Annotated in this window: 13 protein-coding genes and 1 pseudogene; 9 read left to right on the top strand and 5 right to left on the bottom strand. The window is 68.6% G+C overall.

Annotated elements, in window-relative coordinates:
• Nucleotides 1–54: 54 nt before the first annotated feature.
• From ACQEVO_RS23860 to ACQEVO_RS23850, 3 genes and pseudogenes are all read left to right on the top strand, one after another.
• Nucleotides 55–1,167, top strand: a complete 1,113-nt coding sequence (locus tag ACQEVO_RS23860; protein WP_432917099.1) for a discoidin domain-containing protein — start codon at nucleotides 55–57, stop codon at nucleotides 1,165–1,167.
• A gap of 54 nt (nucleotides 1,168–1,221) precedes the next feature.
• The gene (locus tag ACQEVO_RS23855) at nucleotides 1,222–2,130 is read left to right on the top strand and encodes a hypothetical protein (RefSeq protein ID WP_432917096.1); all 909 of its coding nucleotides are present in this window, start codon (nucleotides 1,222–1,224) and stop codon (nucleotides 2,128–2,130) included.
• Nucleotides 2,131–2,392: 262 nt separating this feature from the next.
• Nucleotides 2,393–5,644: pseudogene (locus ACQEVO_RS23850) on the top strand (NAD-glutamate dehydrogenase); the annotation flags it as partial.
• Between the two features lie 551 nt (nucleotides 5,645–6,195).
• Here the strand turns inward: ACQEVO_RS23850 and ACQEVO_RS23845 are convergent.
• Nucleotides 6,196–7,371, bottom strand: a complete 1,176-nt coding sequence (locus tag ACQEVO_RS23845; RefSeq protein ID WP_432917093.1) for an SPFH domain-containing protein — start codon at nucleotides 7,369–7,371, stop codon at nucleotides 6,196–6,198.
• 206 nt (nucleotides 7,372–7,577) lie between these two features.
• Here ACQEVO_RS23845 and ACQEVO_RS23840 point away from each other — a divergent pair, with 206 nt between their 5' ends.
• Both ACQEVO_RS23840 and ACQEVO_RS23835 read left to right on the top strand, forming a co-directional pair.
• Nucleotides 7,578–9,098, top strand: coding sequence for an amino acid permease (locus ACQEVO_RS23840; RefSeq protein WP_432917090.1), 1,521 nt, complete (start codon nucleotides 7,578–7,580; stop codon nucleotides 9,096–9,098).
• Between the two features lie 145 nt (nucleotides 9,099–9,243).
• Nucleotides 9,244–11,943, top strand: a complete 2,700-nt coding sequence (locus tag ACQEVO_RS23835) for a tetratricopeptide repeat protein (RefSeq protein ID WP_432917088.1) — start codon at nucleotides 9,244–9,246, stop codon at nucleotides 11,941–11,943.
• Between the two features lie 2 nt (nucleotides 11,944–11,945).
• Here ACQEVO_RS23835 and ACQEVO_RS23830 read toward each other — a convergent pair whose 3' ends face one another.
• A complete protein-coding gene (locus ACQEVO_RS23830; RefSeq protein WP_432917086.1) occupies nucleotides 11,946–12,323 on the bottom strand; it encodes a DUF1707 domain-containing protein in 378 nt (125 codons plus the stop codon).
• A gap of 141 nt (nucleotides 12,324–12,464) precedes the next feature.
• Here ACQEVO_RS23830 and ACQEVO_RS23825 point away from each other — a divergent pair, with 141 nt between their 5' ends.
• The 4 genes from ACQEVO_RS23825 to ACQEVO_RS23810 all read left to right on the top strand — a co-directional run bounded on the left by ACQEVO_RS23825 (nucleotide 12,465) and on the right by ACQEVO_RS23810 (nucleotide 17,041).
• On the top strand, nucleotides 12,465–12,761 hold the full coding sequence (locus ACQEVO_RS23825; protein ID WP_432917083.1) for a WhiB family transcriptional regulator: 297 nt from the start codon (nucleotides 12,465–12,467) through the stop codon (nucleotides 12,759–12,761).
• An 87-nt stretch (nucleotides 12,762–12,848) separates the two neighbouring features.
• A complete protein-coding gene (locus tag ACQEVO_RS23820; RefSeq protein WP_432917080.1) occupies nucleotides 12,849–13,604 on the top strand; it encodes a MerR family transcriptional regulator in 756 nt (251 codons plus the stop codon).
• Nucleotides 13,605–13,860: 256 nt separating this feature from the next.
• Entirely contained in the window at nucleotides 13,861–14,433 is a 573-nt protein-coding gene (locus tag ACQEVO_RS23815; RefSeq protein WP_432917076.1) for a dihydrofolate reductase family protein, read from the top strand.
• Between the two features lie 88 nt (nucleotides 14,434–14,521).
• The gene (locus tag ACQEVO_RS23810; protein WP_432917073.1) at nucleotides 14,522–17,041 is read left to right on the top strand and encodes a helix-turn-helix transcriptional regulator; all 2,520 of its coding nucleotides are present in this window, start codon (nucleotides 14,522–14,524) and stop codon (nucleotides 17,039–17,041) included.
• 16 nt (nucleotides 17,042–17,057) lie between these two features.
• On the opposite strand, the gene ACQEVO_RS23805 is transcribed toward ACQEVO_RS23810, so the two are convergent.
• The 3 genes from ACQEVO_RS23805 to ACQEVO_RS23795 all read right to left on the bottom strand — a co-directional run bounded on the left by ACQEVO_RS23805 (nucleotide 17,058) and on the right by ACQEVO_RS23795 (nucleotide 22,658).
• Nucleotides 17,058–17,369 carry a hypothetical protein gene (locus ACQEVO_RS23805; RefSeq protein WP_432917071.1) on the bottom strand — a complete coding sequence of 104 codons (312 nt, stop codon included), beginning with the start codon at nucleotides 17,367–17,369 and terminating at the stop codon, nucleotides 17,058–17,060.
• Between the two features lie 613 nt (nucleotides 17,370–17,982).
• The gene (locus ACQEVO_RS23800; RefSeq protein WP_432917068.1) at nucleotides 17,983–20,730 is read right to left on the bottom strand and encodes a polynucleotide kinase-phosphatase; all 2,748 of its coding nucleotides are present in this window, start codon (nucleotides 20,728–20,730) and stop codon (nucleotides 17,983–17,985) included.
• The gene (locus ACQEVO_RS23795; protein ID WP_432917065.1) at nucleotides 20,727–22,658 is read right to left on the bottom strand and encodes a 3' terminal RNA ribose 2'-O-methyltransferase Hen1; all 1,932 of its coding nucleotides are present in this window, start codon (nucleotides 22,656–22,658) and stop codon (nucleotides 20,727–20,729) included. The genes ACQEVO_RS23800 and ACQEVO_RS23795 overlap by 4 nt, the downstream gene beginning before the upstream one ends.
• Between the last annotated feature and the right edge of the window lie 50 nt (nucleotides 22,659–22,708).

Genomic DNA, 22,708 nt, shown 5'->3' with positions numbered 1-22,708 from the left:
ACTGCTGGGGATGGAGTGGCTTTCGAGGTGCGCTGAGCCGATACCATTTCGGCTATGCCCGATGCGGATTCCGGAGACGTATTTCTCCGCCATCGAGGCGCGATTCTGGATGCCCTGCTGGCGGATCCGGCATTCGGTCTGCGCGAACCCCCGCCGGAACCGTCGGGTACCGCGGAAGCCGGCGATCTCTCGGTCGGGGTCGACGCTTTCGGTGAACAGCCACCTGCGCCCGCGCCGGAGGATCCGACCCCATCGGTGCTCGGCAGTTCAGCAGAACCTGCCGGCGCGGACCCCGTGGCCGCGGAGCCGGATTCCGCGCCCGCCCCGGTACGGCCCCGCCGCTCGACCGCGGGCGTTTCGGCCAGCGAGCGGATCAACGCCCTGCTCAGCGGCCAGCCCATGGACCCCGGGCCGGCCTCGTCGTTCGCTGCCGAGAATGCCGAGCGGGCCGCGAGCAGGCTGAACGCGACCGAGGAACCGGAGCCGGAACGCCCGGCCACCCCCGAACCCGCCCGGGCGCCGCGGCAGACACCGCAGGAGATGGCCCGCGAGGTCGCCGATCAGCTTCGCAAACCGCGGGTGGCACTCGCCGTCGCGGCAGTGGTGGCGCTGCTCATCGTGGTGCTGCTGGTGGTGACCGGCGGTAACGAGGAGACGAACAACCAGGCGCTGGCCGTCACCCAGGCACCGGCACAGCCGGCGCCACCACCCGCTGAGCAGCCCAGCAGCGGCACGCTGGAGGTGAAAGCCGCCGAATCGAGCTGTCCCTCGGGCGGTACCGACGGTATGGATGCCTTCTCCGGGGAACCGGACAAGGCGTGGTCCTGTCCGCGGGCCTACAAACTCGACGGCCAGGTGCTGCGGATCGACTTGGGTAAGGAATACGAAATCGACTCCATCGCCATCGTTCCCGGCTGGGATCATGTCGGCACCGACGGCACCGACCAGTGGACGAAATTCCGTACGGTGAGCCGGGTGTCGTATCAGTTCGACGACGAGGACAAGACGACCTACACGCAGGAGACACTGGACCAGCGTTCTCTGGTGGTGACCCGGATCGAGCCGCCGGTCAAGGCTTCGGAGATCGTATTGACCGTGCTCAAATCCGCCGGTTCGAGTTCGGCGAACGCGGTGGCCATCTCCTCGATCGTCATCACCGGGCAGTGAGGTCGCGATGAGTGCCGAGATGCGACGATGACGCGCTGTCAGTATTGCGGACACGTGGCCGCGCCGCAGGTCTCCGCATGCCCCAATTGCGGTGGTCCGCTGCCGGAAGGCTCGGCGCCGCAGGCGATTACGGCCTCGGGGCCGGCCCTGGGTCCGGCCGGCGGAGCAGGTGACGGGGCGACGCGGCAGCCGGGCGGGCTCGGTGCCCATTTCGCCGAGATGAGCGGCTGGGCCGGTGCGCTGGAGACCCGGGCCGGATTATCCGGATCGCACGTCCACGGCAACGCAGGCGGGCATCACCACGGACATTCGCGGACGGGGGCGTCCGGCGAAGGCGCGCACGGTCCGCGGGATCACGACGGTTCGCCGGCGCACCATCGGCACCACGGCGCGCTCGGCTTTCTTCGCAAGCACCTTGTCGGCGAGGCGGAGGCGGTGGTCCGGGCGCATCATCCGAAATGGCAGTGGCGGGCCGCGGGCGGTATCGCCGTGGCGGTTCTGCTCGTGCTGGCCTTTCTGATGGTCAAGTCCTGCGCTCTCACGGCTCCACCGCTTTCCGCCCCGCCCGGTTTCACCGGCCCGGCTGCCTCGGCCGATGTGCTCGGTCTGCTGCCGGAGTCGCTGCGCGCGGCCGATTGTCTGCCCCATTCCGAAACCGAAGGCGTGCAGAGTTGTTCACTGACCGCTGACAGTGCGTTGCTGGCAGGTGGCATCACGGGCGGGCGCACCTTGGTTTTCCAGGTGCAGAGTGCGTCACCGGGCCCGCTGGCACAGGCGATCGCGCAATGGCGGACGGCGGGCAGCGCGGTGCTGGCCGACGGTGAAGTCTTCGCCGCGGTGAGTGCCTCCTCGGCGGTCTGGTTCGCCGATACGACCTCCGGGTTGCGCGTGGATACCGGTGCATTCGCGAACGAGGCCGGGGCCCGCACCTTTCTGGCACGGTCGGGGCTGCTGGGGTCCTGACCGGTATCCGATGGTTTGCGGCGTATTCGCCGGTACGGTGCGGCCGTGGTGATTTATCCCGGTCGGTGACTGCCGTGATCGGTTACACACATGTAACGTACCGCTATACAACGGCACATTAAACGCGTAGAGTGCCTGGTATCGAGATCGAAACCGAAGCGGAAAGGCGCGGATCACGGTGACGACAATGCAGGAAACAGTTACGCCGATGCGATTCCGGATTGATCCGAGCGAATTGGGGGCAGCGCGTTTCCGGACCGCGCTGTACCGGACGGCGGAAGCTCCGCCGGGGGAGTGGCGGTTCACGCTCTACGCCGCCGGTGAAGGTGTCTCGCTGAGCCGCGTCCTGCCCGTGCTGCACAGCCTCGGCGTGGAAGTTGTCGACGAACGGCCTTACCAGCTCGAATCCACCGGCGACGGCTCGGACTGGATCTACGACTTCCGGTTACGGGTGGTCTCGGCCGTCTTACGCACCCAATTGGACCCCGAACTCGAGGCCGATCTCGATCGCCCGGACGGGCCCGCGAGACACGGTATCGCGCAACGATTCACCGCCGCGTTCGAAGCCATGTGGTTCGGTGCGGCGGAGACCGATCCGCTCAACGAACTGATCCTGCGGGCGGGTCTGCACTGGCGGCAGGTCGTCGTACTGCGGGCCTACGCCAAGTACTTGAAGCAGGCCGGTTTCTCCTACGGCGCGGCCGGAATCACCCGGGTGTTGCTGGCCAACCCGGAGATGTCGCGCGGGTTCGTCCGGCTCTTCGAGGCCTACTTCGACCCCGACGGCAGCGGCGAACCCGCGACCGTCATCGCGGAATGGCTGGAAACCGAGATCGAGGCCGTGGTCAGCCTGGACACCGACCGCGTCCTGCGGGCCGTGCTGGGAGTGGTGACGGCGACCCTGCGCACCAACTACTTCCGTCGTGATGCCGAGGGCGAGCCGCCCGCCCACCTCTCGCTCAAATTCGACCCCCAGGCGATCGCCGAATTGCCGCAGCCGCGGCCGAAGTACGAGATTTTCGTGTATTCGCCGCGGGTGGAGGGTGTGCATCTGCGGTTCGGTGCGGTGGCGCGGGGTGGTTTGCGCTGGTCGGATCGGTTGGAGGATTTCCGGACCGAGATTCTGGGTTTGGTGAAGGCGCAGGCGGTGAAGAATGCGGTGATCGTGCCGGTGGGTGCGAAGGGTGGTTTCGTGGTGAAACGTCCGCCGGCCGCGACCGGTGACGCCGCCGCCGACCGGCAGGCGCTGTTCACCGAGGGCGTGGCCTGCTACCGGACCTTCATCTCCGGCCTGCTCGACCTCACCGACAATGTCGAACACGGCACCGGTGCGGTATTGCCGCCGGAGCGGGTGGTGCGCCGGGATGGTGATGATACGTATCTGGTGGTGGCGGCGGATAAGGGGACGGCGACGTTTTCCGATATCGCCAATGATGTGGCGGGGCGGTATGGGTTCTGGTTGGGGGATGCGTTTGCGTCGGGTGGTTCGGCGGGGTATGACCACAAGGCGATGGGGATTACGGCGCGGGGGGCGTGGGAGAGTGTGAAGCGGCATTTCGCGGAGTTGGGGGTGGATACGCAGTCGCAGGATTTCACGGTGGTGGGTGTGGGGGATATGAGTGGGGATGTGTTCGGTAACGGGATGTTGTTGTCGGAGCATATTCGGTTGGTGGCGGCGTTCGATCATCGTCATATTTTTTTGGATCCGGATCCGGATGCGGGGTCGTCGTTTGCGGAGCGGGCGCGGTTGTTCGGGTTGGCGCGGTCGAGTTGGGCTGATTACGATCGGTCGTTGATCAGTGCGGGTGGCGGCGTCTACGACCGCACCGCCAAGGCCGTACCGGTGACACCGCAGGTCCGGGCCGCGCTGAAACTTCCGCAGGGCACCACCCGCCTCTCCCCGCCGGAGATGATCCGCGCGATTCTCGAGGCACCCGTGGACCTGCTGTGGAACGGCGGTATCGGCACCTATATCAAGGCGAGTACCGAAACCAATTCCGACGTGGGCGATAAATCCAACGACGCGGTACGCGTGGACGCCGACCGGCTGCGGGTGAAAGTGATCGGCGAGGGCGGAAATCTCGGCGCCACCCCACTCGGCCGGATCGAGTTCTGCCGCAACGGCGGGAAGATGAACACCGACGCGCTGGACAATTCCGCCGGCGTGGATTGCTCCGATCACGAGGTGAACATCAAGATCCTGCTCGACGCCGCGGTCTCCGCGGGCGAGCTGGATATCGCCGACCGCAATCCGTTGCTCGCGGAAATGACCGACGAAGTCGCCGAATTGGTGCTGCGGGACAATATCTCGCAGAATTTCCGGATCGGGCTCTCCCGTTCGATCGCCGCCCGGCGCGGAGCCGTGCACCGGCGATTGCTCACCGAACTGGAAACCCACCGCGGCGTGGACCGTCACCTGGAGGCGCTGCCGTCGGACGCGGAGATGGAGCGGCGTATCGCCGCCGGAGCCGGCCTCACCTCACCCGAGCTCGCGACGGTCATCGCTCATGTGAAGCTGGCACTGAAAGCCGACCTGCTGGCCGGTGAACTGCCCGACAACCCCACCTTCACCGCGGTCCTGCCGCAGTATTTCCCGACCCCGCTCCGTGAGCGTTTCGCCGGTGCCATCGCCGGCCATCCGCTGCGCCGCGAGATCGTCGCGACCGTGGTGGTCAACGAGATGGTCGACTACGCGAGCGCGAGCTTCGCCTTCCGGCTGGCCGAAGAGATCGGTGCCACTACCGAAGACGCCGTGCGTGCCTTCACCGCCGCGGTGGACATCTTCCGGCTACGGGAGCTGTGGTCGCGGATCCGCACGACCCCCATGCCGACAGCGGTCCGCGACCGGCTCGAACTGGAAACCCACCGCATCCTGGAACGATCCGCCCGCTGGCTGTTGCTGAACCGGCCACAGCCGATCGCCATCGGCGCCGATATCGCCCGCTACCGCGACGGTGTCCGCGCGCTGGCGAGCCAGGTCCCCGGTTGGCTGCCCACCCCCCTGGCCGAACACGTCGCGGCGCACGCCGCCGCCGAGGCCGAACGCGGGGCGCCCGCCGATCTGGCCACCGAGGTCTATCACCTGATCCATCTGTATCCGCTGCTGGATGTGCTGGATATCGCCGATATCGCCGAACGGGACGCGCACGAGATCGCCGAACTGTATTTCGCGCTCAACGCCCACCTGGAGATCACCCGGCTGATCAGCGCGGTCAACGATCTCGACTACGACCAGCGGTGGGCGGGCCTGGCCCGGCTGGCCTTACGCGACGACCTGTACGAATCGCTGCGCCTGCTGACCCTCGATATCGCCACGGCCACCGACCCCGAGGACCCGGTATCGGAGAAACTGGACTACTGGGAGCAGACCAACCGCTCGCGCCTCGCCCGCGCCCGCGCCGCACTCACCGAAATCTTCGGTGTGGCCCGCCACGACCTGGCGACACTCTCGGTCGCGGCCCGCCAGGTCCGCAGCCTCGCGGGAACCTCGGAATCGGGCCTCGTGGCTGTGTAGATTTGCGCCGCCTGCGGCGGCGCGGGTTTTGGCCCCCCTTGGTCCCTGCTGTCAGCACTCGACACTCGCGGCTGCGCCGCATCGCATCGAGCACTGACAGCAGGGACGGGCCAAAACCTCCAAGGGCCTCGTAAGACTCGGCACCGCCGTGGTGGCGTTGGGTTCCGGGGTTATGTGGACCCCTGGGGGCTTCGTGAGACTCGGCGTCGCCGTGGTCGTTTCGTGTTTCGGGGGTTATGTGGACCTCAGAGGTACTCGTGAGGCTCGGGGCCGCCGTGGTTGCGTTCGGTTTCGGGTTGTGCGGACCCCGGGGGCTTCGTGAGACTCGGCGTTGCCGTGGTCGTGTTCTATTTCGGGGTTGTGTGAACTTCCGAGGTTCTCGTAAGGCTCGGCGCTGCGGTGGTGCGTTCGGTTCCGGGGTTGCGTAGATCTCCGGGGCCCGCTGAGCTCGGCGTCCGGGCGTGTTGGGTCGGGTCCAGCGGCGTCGAAACTCTGGGGTGTCCCTCGGTACTTGGCGGCAACGGCGGGCGTGTACGGCCGGCGGTGGCGGCTCAGTGTGGGTGTGTGGGGGTCCCGCAGGACGCGCAGAATTTTGCGCTCGCCGGGAGTTGTGCTCCGCAATCACGGCAGGAGGACGGGGCCGCGGGTTCGAAGCGCGTACCGCAGTTGACGCAGAAGTTCGCACCTACCGGGTTCGGCGCGGCGCAACCGGTGCATACCGGTCCGGTGGGGTCTTTGGACGGTGGCGTGCCACCCCCCGTTCCGGCGGGTAACTCGCCCGCCCCGGTCCCGGCGGGCAGCTCTGCCTGCGGGGTGGGCTGTGCCGAACCTGCCCGGTGCTGGTGCCATGGTGAGGCGGGTGCGGCCGAAGGCTGTCCCGGGGCCGGGGGATTCGACTGCTGCAGCGCGTTGATGCCGAGCGCGGCACCGAGGAAACCGCCGTCGTGGCCGTGTCCGGTGGCCAGGCCCTGGCCCGCGCCCAGAGCCATCTCACCGGCGGCGTACTGCCGGAAATCGCCGGCCAGCCGGATGTAGGTGACATCCTTGGCCAGTCGTTTGAGGCGGTCGGCGTCCTCGGGTGCCAGCGTGATGTCGAAATTTCCCAGCCGGGGGATGCGCAGGCCGTATTCGTAGAGCGCGGTGTTGGTTTCGTGCAGTACCGCGTGCTCGATCGCGGGCAGGTGCCCGGACAGGCCGAGGATCGGCCAGTCGCCGTGCGAAATGCCCCGGGTCACCGCGATCTTCATGGCCTTGAGCAGGAGATCGGCGCTCCACGATTCGATCCGGGCCGGATCGTGCAGATCGGTGCTCCCGGCCAGCGAGACGATCAACTGCCGCGCCTCGCGGACCGTCAGCGCGAACTCGCCGAAGACCCGCAGCGTGACGATCTGCTCGCTGACCGGGTCGGCGATATCGGCCAGCCGGCCACCGAATTTGATCCCGGCGAACTCTCGGGTGGAGACGAAATAGAGTTCGGCCCGGTAGAAGTTGCCCCCGGACAGTGTGTCCACCAAGGCGCCGAGTACCGGGAGTTCGTCCGCGTCGATCCGGTGCCGGCCGGGGCCCAGCACGCCGAGCACCTGCCCGGCCTTCACGAACAGTGCGGTCTGGTCGGCGTTGACGATGGCGCGGGAGTACCGCCGGATGTTCACATCCGGCCACTTGTAGACGAGTTGGTGTTTGCCGGTCTCCGGGACGGCGATGAACTCGCGTTCGAACCAGGCCATCAGGGCACTCCTCAGCTAGTGACATGAACAGCGTATCGACGTTCAGCGGCTCGATCAATCATGCAGACGACCTGCGGCTAAACCTGTTCGCGCATGAAAGTTCCGTATTTCCAGGGCGTTACACCCGGCGGGCACCTATTGATCGTGCCGCTAACTAGCGGTACATTGCTCGCAGACATGATCTGCGCCACTCGAAAGGCAAGTAGATGACAACTGTGCAAGAGCCCCGGGGGCAGCAGGCGCAGGCGGATAGCCTGCACGCCGAAGACGCGGGCTATCACAAATCGCTGCGCCCACGGCAGCTCCAGATGATCGCCATCGGTGGCGCCATCGGCACCGGGCTGTTCCTCGGCGCCGCAGGCCGCCTCCGCGAGGCCGGACCGGGGCTGTTCCTGGTATTCGCCGTCTGCGGAATCTTCGTATTCTTCATCCTGCGTGCCCTGGGCGAACTGGTCCTGCACCGCCCGTCCTCGGGTTCGTTCGTCTCCTATGCTCGCGAGTTCCACGGGGAGAAGCTGGCTTTCTCGGTCGGCTGGATGTACTTCTTCCACTGGTGCATGACCGGCATCGTCGATATCACCGCGATCGCCACCTACGTCCACTTCTGGGGCGCGTTCGAGGTGATACCGCAGTGGACCATCGCGCTGATCGCCCTGGCCATCGTCGTCGCGATCAATATGATCTCGGTCAAATGGTTCGGTGAACTGGAGTTCTGGGCGGCGCTGATCAAGGTCGTCGCGCTGGTGGGCTTCCTGATCCTCGGCACGATCTTCCTGGCCGGCCGCTTCGAGATCGACGGCGCGGCCACCGGATTCAGCGTCGTCAGCGATAACGGCGGCTGGTTCCCGACCGGTTTCCTGCCGCTGATCGTCGTCACCACCGGTGTGGTCTTCGCCTACGCCGCGGTCGAGCTCGTGGGCACCGCAGCCGGTGAAACGGAGAACCCCGAGAAGATCATGCCGCGCGCCATCAACTCGGTGATCGCCCGGATCGCCCTGTTCTATGTCGGCTCGCTGATCCTGCTCGCCCTGCTGCTGCCCTACACCGCGTTCACCGCCGGTGAAAGCCCGTTCGTCACCTTCTTCTCCAAGATCGGCATCGACGGCGCGGGTTCGATGATGAACCTGGTGGTGCTGACCGCCGCCTTCTCCAGCCTCAACGCCGGCCTGTACTCGACCGGCCGCATCCTGCGCTCGATGTCGATGAACGGTAGTGCGCCGCAGATCGCGGGCCGGATGTCCAAGAACGGTGTGCCCTACGTCGGAATCCTCGCGACCGGCGCCATCGCGCTGATCGGGGTGGGGCTGAACGCACTGGTACCCGAGCAGGCGTTCGAGATCGTGCTGAACGTTTCCGCGCTGGGCACCATCTTCTCGTGGACCGCCATCCTGCTGTGCCAGCAGAAGCTGTACCGCTGGTCGCAGGAAGGCAAGGTGACCCGGCCGAAGTTCCGGTTGCCCGGTGCGCCGTACACCAACTACGCGACTCTGGTCTTCCTGGCCGCTGTCGTCCTGCTGATGCTGTTCAGCGACGAGATCGAACAGCGGGCGGCGGTGATCGCGATGGTGGTGATCGGTGTTCCCGCCCTGGTGGTCGGCTGGTTCTTCGCCCGCAAGGGGGTCGGCGAAATCGTCGCGCAGCGGGAGCAGCCGGCGCCCGCGCTCGCCGGGGCTGCCGAGCCCGCCGAGACGGTCCGGATCCTGGACGAACCGGAAGAGGGGCGGTAGACCCCACCGCGACCACGGACGTCCCCGGCGGCATCGCCCCAGGGGACGTCCGCATTCCCAGGAAAGGGAACGCCGGTCTCTCCTCGCTTACGGCCCGGGATAACAATGGACTCTCGGTTCACCGTGTGGGTTTGAGAGGTCGTGCATGCCAGAGCATTCCAGCTCGTCCGAGCGCCCCCTCCCGCCGCCCTGGTCCAAGCGGCGGATTCGCGGCGCCGCGATGCCGCGGCGCGCCGCGCACACCTGGTCGACGCGGCGTACCACCGGCAGCGGCAGTGTGCACCGCGGCTCGGCGGCGGAATCCGACCTCACCCGTGCCGCCGAGGAACTGCTCGCCGAGAGCGGCGGCCCGCGCAGCCCCACCGATGCCGCGGCGCCACCCAGTGGTTCCGGCATCTTCGTTCCGCTGACCGTGGGGTCGGCGCCGGTGGCCGGCGCGTCGGAGTCACCACCCGGACAGGCTCCGGAAGGGCTGCCCGGCGGGGCCGGTGAACCGGAAGGCCTCAGCGATTTCGAGCGCGCCGTCGCCGCGTTGACCGGCGACGATATCGCGCGGCTCAACAGTCTCGGCGGCGCGGACGACGAGGACGACGACCTCGAAGCTCTCCTGCTGGCCGCCGATGACGACGACGATCTCGAAGCACTGCTGCGCGCGGCCGGTGACGAGGACGAGGAGTTCGATCCCTTCGCGGGCTTCGAGGACGAACCGCCCTCGGGTCGCAATGCGCGCTCCCGGCCGAGTGTGCGCCGCCTCGGTGCGGGTCTGGTGGCTCTGCCGCGGGTGGATCCGGTGGATCCCGCCACCGCGGTGCTCGCCGATCCGGTGGTCCCCGAGCACAAGCGTTTCTGCTGGAAATGCCAGGCGCCCACCGGGCGGTCGGGTCCGGACGGCCCGGGCACGGTGGCCGGTGAATGCGCACGCTGCGGATCGGCCTACAACTTCCTGCCCGCACTGTCGGCCGGCGAGGTGGTGGCCGAGCAGTATGTGGTCAAGGGTTGCCTGGCGCACGGCGGTCTCGGCTGGATCTACCTCGCCGTGGACACCAATGTCAGCGACCGCTGGGTGGTGCTCAAGGGGCTGCAGAATCCGCAGGACTTCGAGGCGCATGTGGTGGCGCTGGCCGAGCGGCAGTTCCTGTCCGAGATCACCCACCCCGGTGTCGTCAAGATCTACAACTTCGTCAAGCACCGCTCCCACCGCGAGGTGGCCGACGGCTATATCGTCATGGAGTACGTCGGCGGGCGTTCGCTGAAGAAGATGCTGGACCTGGCCGGTGCGCACCGTATTCCGGTGGCCGAGGCGCTGGCGTACATGATGGAGGTGCTGCCCGCACTCGATTACCTGCACTCGTTCGGGCTCGCCTACAACGATCTGAAGCCGGACAACATCATGGTCACCGACGACGAGGTCAAACTCATCGACCTCGGTGCCGTGGCGGCGATGGAGTCCTACGGCAGCATCTACGGCACTCCCGGCTACCAGGCACCGGAGATCATCGAAACCGGCCCCACCGTCGCCTCCGACGTCTACGCGGCCGGTCGTACCCTGGCCGCGCTGATCCTCGATCTGCGCAAGGATTCGCAGGGCAACTACTGCGCCGAAACGCCCGCGCCCGAGGACTATCCGCTGCTGCAGCAGTTTCCGTGCCTGCACCGGCTGCTGCTCCGGGCGACCCATCCCGATCCGAGCCGCCGATTCCCGTCCACCTACGCCATGTACTGCCAGCTCGCCGGGGTGCTGCGGATGGTGCTGGCCGCCGAGACCGGTCGCGAACATCCCCAGGCGTCGGTCGAATTCGGCTCGCTGCGCGGCGATTTCGGGATCGATACGGTGATCGGGCAGACCGACGGCATGGTCGACGGGGCACACCGCAGTCTCGGTCTCGACGCCGCCGCGGTGGTCGCCGCGCTGCCCATCCCGCTGATCGATGCCGACGATCCCAGTGTCGAACTGCTCGCACCGATACTGCACGGCGACGCGCGCCGGACGCTGGACTCGCTGCGCCAGACTTCCGAGCGCATCGCGGCCGGCACCATCGACGCCCCGGAGACCTTCGAGGTGGAGGGCGCACTGGCGGCTATCCGCGCCCATATCGACCTGGGCGATCTCCCGGCAGCACTGGCCTTGCTGGACGCGCTGCGCCCGCGGGCCGTCACGGACTGGCGTATCGAATGGTTCAGTGGTGTCGCCGCTCTGCTGCAGGGTCATTTCGAGCGCGCGTACCTGCACTTCGACGAGGTGCACACGATGCTTCCGGGCGAGATCGCGCCCGCACTGGCACTGGCCGCGACCGCGGAACTGGTGCTGCAGTCCACGGCCGCGGCCGATGATTCCGAACGCTGGCACCGGGCCGCCGCGGATTTCTACCGCCTGGTGTGGCAGACCAACCACGGCGTGGTCAGCGCGGCATTCGGCCTGGCGCGGCGGCTGGCGGCCGACGGTGAACCGCTGCAGGCGGTGCAGGTGCTCGACGAGGTCCCCGACACCTCCCGCCACCACAGCACCGCGCGGATGACCGGCAGTCTGTTGCTGGTCTCGCGCCCGCACAGCGAGATCACCGAGGTGGATCTGCTCGAAGCCGCCTCCCGGCTCGAGTTCGCCGACGAGCCGCGGGCCCTGCAATTGCAGGTGGTGGTGGTCGGGGCGGCGCTGGAATGGCTGCGGTCGCGGATGCGCCCCGCGGCCGCCGACATCACCCTGCTCGGCTACCCGCTCACCGTGGCCGGTCTACGCGGCGGCCTGGAATCGCGGTTGCGTGCGCTGGCCCGCAACGCTCCCGGCCGGTTGCACCGGTATCGCCTGGTGGATCTGGCCAACAGCGTCCGGCCGCATACCCGGTGGTGAGGTCAGGCCCGGCCGGGTGCGCGCCGGCGGCGCAGCGCGGTCGGTACCAGGGGCGCCGAGACGAGCACCACGACCAGCAGCATCAGCCACAGCCATCCGCCGAATGCGAGCGCGAGAATCAGGGCGAATGCGGCCGCGCAGCCGGCCATGATCGCGAAACCGGCGGCCGGATCCGGTGGGGGCGCCGGCGGGGCCGGTGCGGCGGGGAGGTCGGCGAACAGGCGCGCCAGCTCGGGCGTGGTGATCGCGGCGGTCGCGGCGGCGGCGCGCTCCTCGTAGTCGGTGAGGGTCAGCCGGCCCGCCCCGAGGTGCTCGGCGAGTTCCCGCATCGCGCGCTCCCGTTCGCCGACGGTTATCCGTGCCCCCGGTAACTCACTCATACTCGCAGAATAAATCGGTTGCGCCCGGCCCGGCGGCGGAATTCGCCAGTGCCGGGAAGGCTGCCGGCGCCTCGGCGAGCCGATTCCCACAGGTGGGGAGTAATTACGCTGGCCTACAGAAATCGGGCAGAGGAGTTGTGTATGTCCACCGTGATCCCGTGTCGGCGCCCGGCCGCCGACGTATGGGACTGGCAGTTGCTGGGGTCGTGCCGGGGCCTGGAATCGGCGGTGTTCTTCCATCCGGAAGGAGAACGCGGCCGGGCCCGCGCCGCCCGGGTCCGGCGAGCGAAACAGATCTGCGACGGCTGCCCCGTACTGGACAGGTGCCGCAATTACGCACTGGCCGTGGGGGAACCCTACGGCGTCTGGGGCGGTATGTCGGAAGACGAACGGCGGACCCATGCCCAACGGGCCACCGCCCGGAGATCGACGAATTGACGAATCCTTGACCAACATCGGTTGAAGCGGACGTTTCGGTCGTGTCCGCCGCGGCTCGTTACCGTTTCGATGTGGTTTCCTTGATATATGGCTGCTGGTGTGGAGTACACGATCGATGAACTGGCGCGGGCTGCCGGTACGACCGTGCGCAGCCTGCGGGTTTATCACGAACGGGGGGTTCTGCCCCCACCGCAGGTCAAGGGGCGGACAGGCTATTACAGCCCCGAGCATCTCAATCGGGTGCGCACGATCAGCAGATTGCTGGATCGGGGAATAAAGCTCAACGGCATCAAAGAGCTGCTCAACGCGTGGGATCGCGGTGACGATCTCGGCGATATCCTCGGTGTCGGCGCACTGCTCGGCGGCGCGGAGAGCGATGAACCGCCCCCCGGGGAGCCGCCGGCACCCGGTGATACCATCGCCGCCACCGAGCTGCAGGAACGTTACGCCGCGGTTCCCAACGGCCTGGCGCGCATAGTCGCCGCGGGGCTGTACGAGCCGGTGGATGCCGCTACCTATCGGCCCGCCGACCGGCAGCTCATCCGGATGGCCGAGCAGCTGGCGGCGGCCGGTGTGCCCGATGCCGAAGTGCTCGGTGAACTCGAGCGGATGCGCGCCGATTGCGATCGGATGGCCCGGCGTTTCGTCGATCTGTTCCATCGCACCGCGTGGCAGAAGTACCGGGAATCGGAGCAGAAGGCCGCGGACCTGGCGGAACTGACCGGGCAATTGCAGCTGGCCCGCACGTTACCGGGCAAGGCGGCCGCGGAATTGGTGAACCGCTTCGTCGCCCACTACATCGAGAGCGACAGCGAGCTGTCCGACCTTCCCGCCCAGGGCTGACTCGTAAGGCTCGGGCGGCGAACCTCGTATTCCCGCCCGGGCCGCGTCGTATTCGGTCGTCGTTCTTCTCCGCGCTGGGAATCCTTTACCCGGTGTTTCGCTGGACGACGGTACATTCGCTGGTGGCTCTCCGCCCGTCCCTCGGCGGTAGTGTTCCGTATACCTAAGTATGTTTCGCGGCATATACCGATGCGCGTGCCCTTGGGTGCGGGCACAATCTGCTCCCTGTAGCCGACGCGGTAGATGAGGCATGGGCATGGGAAGCGTGACGCTGTGGATGCAGATATCACTCGACGGGTTCGCCGAGGGGCCCGACGAGGCGGTCCACTGGCCGGTGGTCGACGAGGAGCTCTGCACCGAGTATCTGGGTGAGCTACGGCAAGCCGACGTCCTGTTGTACGGACGTAAGACCTACGACATCATGGCGGCGTTCTGGCCGACCGCCGACCTCGCGCCGGTCTCCCCGTTCTACGTGGAGTTCGCGCGGTTCTGGCGGGCCGCCCCCAAACTCGTCGTCACTCGCACGCTGCGCGATCCGTCCTGGAACACCCGCGCCCTCGGCGCCGGTTTCGCCGACGAGATCCGGCGGCGGAAAGCCGAGGGGCAGAACATGGTGCTGTTCGGCGGCGCCGAAACCGCGGCGGCGTTCATCGAACACGAGCTGATCGACGAATACCGGCTCTTCGTCCACCCGATGGTGCTGGGCGACGGCGTGCCGCTGTTCCGGACGCCGGTCGACACCACCGGGCTTCGGCTGGTGGACGTGCTGACCTTCGACAGTGCCGTGGTGCAGATGCACTACCGCAACGCGGCGCCCGTGATGTGTTGAGCGCTACGGCTGTGTACAACCTCGGGTAACCCACAAATGAACGGGTTCACCGCACAGACCGCCGTAACGTGCACTAACTTACGTTTCTATGGTGGTGATCTACCCGGAGGGTGCGGTACCCGCCGCCCCCGCGACCGAGTTCTTCGGTCGGGAACGGGAACTCGCGCGCCTGCACGATCTGCTGACATCGCCGACCGTGCGCCTGGTCACGCTCGTGGGCCCGGGCGGGATCGGTAAAACCCGCCTGGCCGCCGAGGCGCTGCGCCGGGTGGACCCCGGCCGCCCCGTGTACTGGGCGCGCCTGGCCGAACTCGAACGCGACTGCGGGGATTCGGCCGAGAATGTGCTGCGGTCGGTGGTCCGCACCGATATCAGCGATCCGAGTTCGCTGGATATCGGTATCGGAGCCCGCGCCGGCGCGCCCGCCGGCCGCGCGATCCTGGTCCTCGACAACTGCGAACATGTGCTCGCGGCGGTGGGCCGCGCGGTGATCGATCTGCTCGCCGGCACTGCGGGTCTGACGATCCTGGCCACCAGCCGCGAACCGATCGGCTGGGCCGACGAATACCTCGTGGTCGTCGGACCGCTGTCGCCGCCGGAAGCGCTGGAATTGTTCCGGCAGCGCGCCGAACTCACCGGCCGGCCCGTCTCCGACGAACCCGGCCAGCTCTCGATCGTGCGCCGGATCTGCCGCCGGGTCGAGCATTCGCCGCTGCTGATCCGGCTGGCGGCCGCCCGGCTGCGGCACCGGCCGCCGGCCCTGGTGCTGGCCGAACTCACCGGCGACGCCGACGATCAGCGGCTGCGCTGGTCACAGGGCGCCCATTCGGGTAGCGAGCGGCGCCACCGCGGCGTATTCGATGTGATCGCCTGGTCGTTCGATCTGTGCTGCGCCGACGAACAACTCCTGCTGAGCCGGATGTCGGTGTTCGCGGCCGGATACGAAACCGACGGGGTGGAACCGCAACGCAACGGGGTCGATACGGCGGCGATCGTCGCGGTCTGCGCGGACGATCGGCTGCCCGCCGAGCGGATTCCGTCGCTACTGGACCGGCTGGCCGAACGCTCGTTGCTGTCGACCTTCCGCACCGCCGACAGTGTGCGCTGGTATCTGGTGGAAAGCGTGCGCCTGTTCGCGGCCGACCGGCTGCGCCGGGAACCGGCCGAAGCGGCGCGACTGGCCGGCCGGCACCGCCGGTACTACCGGGACCGCGTGGCCGAGGCCCACACCCGCTGGTGCGGCCCGGGCGAACAGGCCTGGCTCGACTGGGCCCGGACATCCTGGGACGACATCCTGATCGGTATCGAAACCGGTCTCGCCGATCCGGGCGAGGCGTTGATCGGGCTGGAGACGGCCTCGGTGCTGTTGTCGGTGTGGGTGCCGTTCGCCAACGGCGGCAGTTGCACGCTCACCCGGCTGACCGCGGCGGCGCTCGACGTCACCGCGGAATCCGGCGACAATCCGCACCGGATCCGGGCCACCGCCCTGCTCGCCTGGTACCACCTGTGGCAGGGCGACGACCAGCGGGCCGCGCGCCTGCTGGACGACTGCGTGGCCGGCCACCTGCCCGGGCCGTCCGCCGCCGGATCGTGGCGGGCCGATCCGCGCATCGATCTCGGCGCACCGCCCTCGGTGGAATGGATCTGGGGCCTGGAACTCATGCTGTTCCGGCTGGATGCCCGCGCGGTGACCGTGCTGGACCGGGCGGGTCGCAAATTCGCCGGCCTCGGGGATCGTATCGGCATCGAACGCGCGGCGGTGTTCACCGCATTGGCCGCGGCCATGCTGGACGAACCCGGCCGTGCCGATGCGATCACCCGTGCGCACCTGGATCGCTCGGTGGCCGCGGAATCCGCGCTGTCGGTGCATTGGGCCCGGGTCGCGCGGGCCCTGGCGCTCGCGCGGTCGGCCGAACCGGCGTCCGCGTTGCCGGAGGTGCGCGCGGTGTTGTCCGGGCGATACGCGGTCGGCGACACCTGGAAGGCGTCCTGGTCCGTCGGGGTGTGCATGGTGGTCCTGACCCACCTGTTGACACCAGATCCCCCGGCGCCCGGTTCGTCGGCTACCGCACGCGAGCGTGCGGAGGAACTGGCCTGGCTGGTAGGTGTTTTCCGGGCCTGCCATCGCTCGATGGGGGTCCGGGCCGAGCGGGTACCGATGATGGCGCTGGGGGTACGCCGCGCCACCGCCGCCGCCACCGCGATACTCGGGCCCGCGGATTTCGCGGCGGCCGAACGCCGGGGCGGGCAGTACCGTCCGGGTAGCGACATGGTGCAGCAGTATGTGCTGCGCAGATGGGCGGCCGAGGTTACGGGAACTGCCGCGCCGGTGGGGCAGAACGTTTCCCGCTGGGGTGTGCTGTCACCGGCGGAACGCGCGGTGGCGGTGCTGGCCGCGGCCGGCTGGACGAACAGCGCTATCGCGCAGCGGCGCGGCAGTTCGGTGCGCACCGTCGACGCACAGGTCGCCAGTATCCGGCAGAAGCTGATGATCGGCTCGCGCCGCGAAATCGCCGGTCATGTTCCGGACGAACTCGCCGGGACGATCGATACCGAACGCGCCGCCGCGGGTCGCCGGGGCACCCGGCGCGGGCCGGGATCACGGTAGGAGCGCCGCGCGGGTATCACCGGCAGGCGTAGAAGTACGGCTTGTACGCGCAGACGTCGTGGTATCCGCCGCCGCTCTCGTAGCTTCCGGTGCGCTGCGCCGGAATCGCGTGCACGGGTTCGCTGCGGTTGCTCGGATCGCCGGGGATGTCGTGGGTGTCGTTGTAGGTGCCGAGGCCCGGATGGCTGTCGCCGCGGGTGCTGTGGCCCGGGGCATCGGCCTGCGCCGTCTGCGGTGCGAGGGCCGCGGGCACGAGGGCGAGCGCGCCGGCCAGTACGGCGGCCGTGGCGAACCGCTTCACGAATCCGAGGTTGCGGGTGATGGTCATGGTGGTCTCCGTCCGTTCGTGGCGCTAGAACTCGTACGTCGGTTCAGTAAGTGTGGGGACGTTGTTCTATGTGCCGTTGTATAGCGGTACGGTACACGAGTGTTTGAAGGGGCGGCGTTGCCGCGTTTTCCCGTCAGTGGGAAGGGTGCTGTGTTTATTTGCGCCGCCTCCGGCGGCGCGGGGTTTGGCCCCCTTGGTCCCTGCGTTCAGCCCCGCGATACTCGCGGCTGCGCCGCATTGTCTCGCGGGGCTGAACGCAGGGACGGGCCAAACCCTCCAAGTGCCTCGCTGAACTCGGCGCCGCCGTGGTTGCGTTCATGTTTCGGGGGTTGTGAGGCCCCAAGTGCCTCGCTGAACTCGGCGCCGCCGTGGTTGCGTTTATGTTTCGGGGGTTGTGAGGCCCCAAGTGCCTCGCTGGACTCGGCGCCGCCGTGGTCGTGCTCGGGCCGGGGGATTGCGGACCTCCGAGTACGGTGCCGAGCGCGGTGCCGCGTTCGACACCTCGGGAACTGGCGTGAGCCAGTCGTCGGCGCTTCGTTGCCTCCTGTCGCCGGATGCCTGTGCGCCGGCAACAGGGTGCGGAACAAGTCTCCGCGCGACTTGCTGAGCTCGTTTACAAACGGGGGTCCACCGGTTCGGACTCGAGTGCCAGGACTGCGAAGACCGCTTCGTGCACCCGCCACAGGGGTTCGCCTGCGGCGAGCCGGTCCAGGGCTTCCAGGCCCAGGGCGTATTCGCGCAGGGCCAGGGAGCGTTTCCGGCCGAGGCCGCGGGTGCGGAGGCGGCGCAGGTTCTCCGGGCGCAGGTATTCGGGCCCGTAGATGATCCGCAGATATTCCGGCCCACGGCATTTGATCCCGGGCTGGACCAGCCGCCCCGCCGGATCCATCGACGTGGTGGCCGTATCCGAATGTCCGGCACCTGAGGCCGCCTGTGCGGCGGCGGGCACGGTCGCGGACTCGCCGGTGAGCTGCCCGTTGCCGGCGATCGCCGGGAAGGGGGCGGTCGTGTCCGTGCCTTGTGGTTCCGGCTCGTCCCCGTTGCGGCCGCGCGGTTTCGGCGCGCTGTGGACCAGGGCGTCGACCGGTTTCACCACCATGCCTTCCCCACCACTGCCGGTCAGCGTGAGCCACCATTCGGTGGCGGCCGCCTCGCCGGCGGGATCGGTGAGGTCGACGTCCACGCGCTGTGTCGCCGTCAGCAACTCGGGGTCGGCGGCGACCAAGCGGTCGAGGATGCCGAGCTGCCAGTGGTGATCGCGCACCGCATAGTTCGCGCCCTCACCGGCGAGCAACCCGAACGGCGCCAGGCGCAGACCGGCGAGCCCGTCCACCGGCCAGCAGTAACGGCCGTAGGCGTGCGTGAAGGCCTCGATATCGGCGGATCGGCCGGCCATTCGGGCGCGCAGGTCAGCGACGTCGTGACCCCGTTCGGCCACCGCCGCCAGTACTTGCGTGGCGGCGCCGGCCGACGCTCGTGCCGCCGCGCCGACCGCCGCGTACTGATTGCGCAACAGCTGCTGCGCTTTCGCCGACCACGGCATCAGCTCGGTATCCAGCAGCAGCCAGCCGGTGCCCAGTTCATCGAACAGACCGGCCGATTCGGCGGCCGTGCGCAGGCGCGTCAGCACGGCTTCGGTCAGGTCCGGATCGTCGAAGAACGGTCGTCCGGTCCGGGTGTAGATCATGCCCGTGCCCTGTTCCACACCGAATCGGTGCGCGGCCGCCGCGGCGGAGCGGGCGAGCAGGACCACGGCCCGCGATCCCATATGTTTCTCCTGGCACACCACCCGCGTGACCCCGGCGCCGCGGAAATAGTCGAACACCTCGGCCGGATGCTCGAGGAAGCCCGGCAACTCCGAGGTGGCGCACGGCGCCATGGTCGGCGGTAGGTAGACCAGCCAGCGCGGGTCCACCGCGAACCGGCTCATCACCTCGAGCGCGGCGCTCGCGTTCTCCTCCTGCACGCCCACCCGGCCGTGGTTACGGGTCTCCACGACCCGGCGGCCGAGCACATCGTCGAGGTCGAGGATGCCGGGGTCCCGGTGGGCGAGCCCGGCGCCGGGTTCGCCGCCGATCGGGGCCAACGGGCGGATCGGTTCGTACCAGACCTGTTCGGCGGGAACGGATACGGTCTCGCGTTCGGGATAGCGCAGTGCCGAGAGCTGCCCGCCGAAAACCACACCGGTGTCCAGGCAGAGGGTGTTGTTCACCCAGCGCAGATCGGTGACCGGGGTGTGGCCGTACAGTACGGTCGCGCGGCCGCGGTAGTCCTCGGCCCACGGGTAGCGCACCGGCAGGCCGAAATCGTCGGTCTCGCCGGTTGTTTCGCCGTACATGGCGAAGGAGCGGACCCGTCCGGAGGATCGGCCGTGGTATTCCTGCTTCAGACCCGCGTGCGCCACGACGAGCTGTCCGCCGTCGAGGACATAGTGGGAGATGAGCCCGCGGCAGAACTCGAGGACGGCGGTGCGGAATTCCTCGCTCTCGGTGGCGAGCTGGGCCAGCGATTCGGCGAGCCCGTGAGCGGGTTTCACCTTCCGCCCCGACAGGGCACGCACGAGTTTGTTCTCGTGGTTCCCCGTAACGCACAAGGCGTCGCCGGCGGCCACCATTCCCATCGCCAGCCGCAGCACACCGGGCGTATCGGGTCCGCGGTCGACCAGGTCACCGACGAACACCGCGGTCCGGCCCCCGGGGTGCCGGGCGCCGACCGCCCGGCCGGCGTCGTCCCGGTCGATCCGGTAGCCGAGCGTGGTGAGCAGGGTTTCCAGCTCCGACCGGCAGCCGTGCACATCGCCGATCACATCGAACGGGCCGGTGAGATCGCGGCGATCGTTCCACAGCCGTTCGTCCACGATCCGCGCCACCTCGATCTCGGCGACCCCGTGCAGTGTGTGGACCCGGCGGAACCCCTCCCGCTCCAGTCCGCGCAGCCCGCGGCGTAGCTCGCGTTGCTGGCGGTGCACCACATGGGCGCCGACGGCGGCACGGTCCGGCCGGTGCGAATTACGTTCCAGGCATACCGAATCCGGTACATCCAGCACGATCGCCACCGGCAGCACATCGTGCTCGCGGGCGAGCGCGACCAGTTCCTTGCGGGCGCCCGGCTGCACATTGGTGGCATCGACCACGGTGCGCAGGCCACGCCGCAGCCGCACACCCACGATGTGGTGCAGCAGGGCGAACGCGTCGGGAGTCGCGGACTGGTCGTTCTCGTCGTCGCTCACCAGCCCGCGGCAGAAATCGGAGGAGATCACCGAGGTCGGCGGGAAATGGGTGCGGGCGAAGGTCGATTTACCCGATCCGGTGCAGCCGATGAGCACCACCAGGCACAGATCCGGTACGGACAGATCGGTCACTGTTGCGCTCCTTCGGTTTCGGCACGGGTGAACACCGCGAGCTGGGTGGGCGGCCCGACCTCGGGGTCGGGGTTGCCGATCGGCGCGAACTCCACCCGGTAGCCGTAGTGCCCCGCGATCCGCCGCGCCCACGAACCGAACTCCGCCCGGGACCATTCGAAGCGATGGTCACTGTGCCGGAACTTGCCCGCCGGTAATCCGTCGTACCGGACGTTGTATTCGGCATTCGGGGTGGTCACCAGCACCGACCGCGGTGCCGCCGCGCCGAACACCACGTACTCGACCGCGGGCAGGCGCGGCGGGTCGATATGTTCGATCACCTCCATCAGCACGGCCGCGTCGAAACCGCGCAAGGAGTTGTCGGTATAGGTGAGCGATCCCTGCCGCAGGGTCAGCCGGCGCGTGACCGCGGCCGGCAGCCGATCCAGCCGCAGCCGCCGCCGTGCGATCGACAGTGCCCGGGTGGAGACGTCGACGCCCACGATTTCCTGAAAAGACCTGTCGTCGAGCAGTTCGCGTAGCAACGCCCCCTCACCACAGCCGAGGTCGAGGACGCGGGCGGCTCCGGCCTCTCGCAGCGCCGCGACGACCGCTGCTCGCCGCTGCACCGCCAGTGACGGAGGGTTTTCCGCGCTGTAGGTGCCCGCGGCGGTGCTCGCGTCCACGGAACCGGGGGACCAGGAAGCGCCCGCCGGCATGGGCCCGTCCGCAGCGGCCTGCACACCGGTGTCCGTGTCCTGGGCCACGGTGACAACTGGCCGCGGCTCCACCGGTGCCGGTGCCTGCTCGTCGCCGGCGGCAACCGATGCGGTCGCGGGCGCGCCGGCCGACCTCGGAGCGCCCGGCACGGTGATGCCGTGCGGTCGGGTGGTATCCGGCACGATGGCCGGTTGTTCGGCCGAACTCCGAATACCGGCCGCGGTATCGGCCTGTGCATGCGTACTGAATGTGGTGCCGGCCGGTACTTCGCGGTCCGGCCCGCCGGCGCTGCTCGCGACGGTGCCGCCGGCGGCGGGATCCCGATCGGTGCGGTCCGAAGAGGGGCGCCCTGGCGTCCGAGCGAGAACCGTTGTGGGGGAGGCCGGACCGGAACCGGCCCGCGCCTCGAGGTGCGGTGCGTTCGTCTCGTCACCTGCGAGGACTTCGTCGATTGCGCCGAGCTCCTCGGGGTCCGAATCGTCCAGTTCGGCCAGCCGGGCCAGCGCGGTGCGGACCAGGGATTGGCGCCGCGCCAGGTAGCGGCGGGTGATCCAGCCGCGTTCCGGGTGGGCGGCCAGCCAGGCGCCGCCGGCCCGCAGGAGTTTGTCCACCTCGCCGGAGTCGAGCCAGTAGTGTTTGGCGCCGTCGAGCACGGGCAGCAGGACGTAGAGGTGGTTGAGGGCATCGGCCACCCGCAGGGTTCCGGTCAGCACCAGCCGCAGATGAGCGGAATCGTCCCATTCGGGAAACGCCGGGTCGAGGGGGAGCGGGGTGGCGCCTACCGTCCAGCCCAACGGGGCGAAGATCCGTTCGGCGAGGGCGGGTCCACCGCGGCAGCCCAGCGCGGGCAGTTCCAGGCGCAGCGGCAGCGGGGTGTCGGCCAGTCCGGGGCGCTGGGCGCAATCACCGCGCAAGGCGCTGCGGAACACCGAGCCGATCGCCACCGACATCAATGAGGACGCGGCGTAGGGGCGGTCGTTCACGTACTGCCCGAGGCTGAACGCCTGCAGGTCGCGGGACCGGCCGCGCACCAGCCGTACCGGGTCCACTTCCAGCAGCAGTGCCGCGGTGCAGCGTTCGGGGGAGGCGTGCGGGTAGAGCACATGCGCGGTGCCGTAGGACAATCCGAATTCCTGCACCCGGTCCGGGTTCTTGTGCAGCAGGAACCCGAGATCGGTTGCGGGCGTGGTACTGCCCGCCTCCGGTGTGCAGGTGATCGTCAACAGCATGCTGTGATCGTGGCCGAGCCGCACCGGCGCGGCAAGGCAGTTTCACACCG

It is taken from the genome of Nocardia sp. CA-290969 (genome assembly GCF_050936135.1).
Lineage (GTDB): Bacteria > Actinomycetota > Actinomycetes > Mycobacteriales > Mycobacteriaceae > Nocardia.
The sequence above is the reverse complement of the archived record's forward strand: the minus strand, read 5'-3'. Positions and strand labels throughout refer to the sequence as shown.

Excerpts from the sequence above, each read along its gene's own strand:
- ACQEVO_RS23860 (WP_432917099.1), top strand. The coding sequence starts at position 55 with ATGCCCGATGCGGATTCCGGAGACGTATTTCTCCGCCATCGAGGCGCG.
- ACQEVO_RS23845 (WP_432917093.1), bottom strand. The coding sequence starts at position 7,371 with ATGGCCTGGTTCGAACGCGAGTTCATCGCCGTCCCGGAGACCGGCAAA.
- ACQEVO_RS23840 (WP_432917090.1), top strand. The coding sequence starts at position 7,578 with ATGACAACTGTGCAAGAGCCCCGGGGGCAGCAGGCGCAGGCGGATAGC.
- ACQEVO_RS23835 (WP_432917088.1), top strand. The coding sequence starts at position 9,244 with ATGCCAGAGCATTCCAGCTCGTCCGAGCGCCCCCTCCCGCCGCCCTGG.
- ACQEVO_RS23830 (WP_432917086.1), bottom strand. The coding sequence starts at position 12,323 with ATGAGTGAGTTACCGGGGGCACGGATAACCGTCGGCGAACGGGAGCGC.
- ACQEVO_RS23825 (WP_432917083.1), top strand. The coding sequence starts at position 12,465 with ATGTCCACCGTGATCCCGTGTCGGCGCCCGGCCGCCGACGTATGGGAC.
- ACQEVO_RS23820 (WP_432917080.1), top strand. The coding sequence starts at position 12,849 with ATGGCTGCTGGTGTGGAGTACACGATCGATGAACTGGCGCGGGCTGCC.
- ACQEVO_RS23815 (WP_432917076.1), top strand. The coding sequence starts at position 13,861 with ATGGGAAGCGTGACGCTGTGGATGCAGATATCACTCGACGGGTTCGCC.
- ACQEVO_RS23810 (WP_432917073.1), top strand. The coding sequence starts at position 14,522 with ATGGTGGTGATCTACCCGGAGGGTGCGGTACCCGCCGCCCCCGCGACC.
- ACQEVO_RS23805 (WP_432917071.1), bottom strand. The coding sequence starts at position 17,369 with ATGACCATCACCCGCAACCTCGGATTCGTGAAGCGGTTCGCCACGGCC.
- ACQEVO_RS23795 (WP_432917065.1), bottom strand. The coding sequence starts at position 22,658 with ATGCTGTTGACGATCACCTGCACACCGGAGGCGGGCAGTACCACGCCC.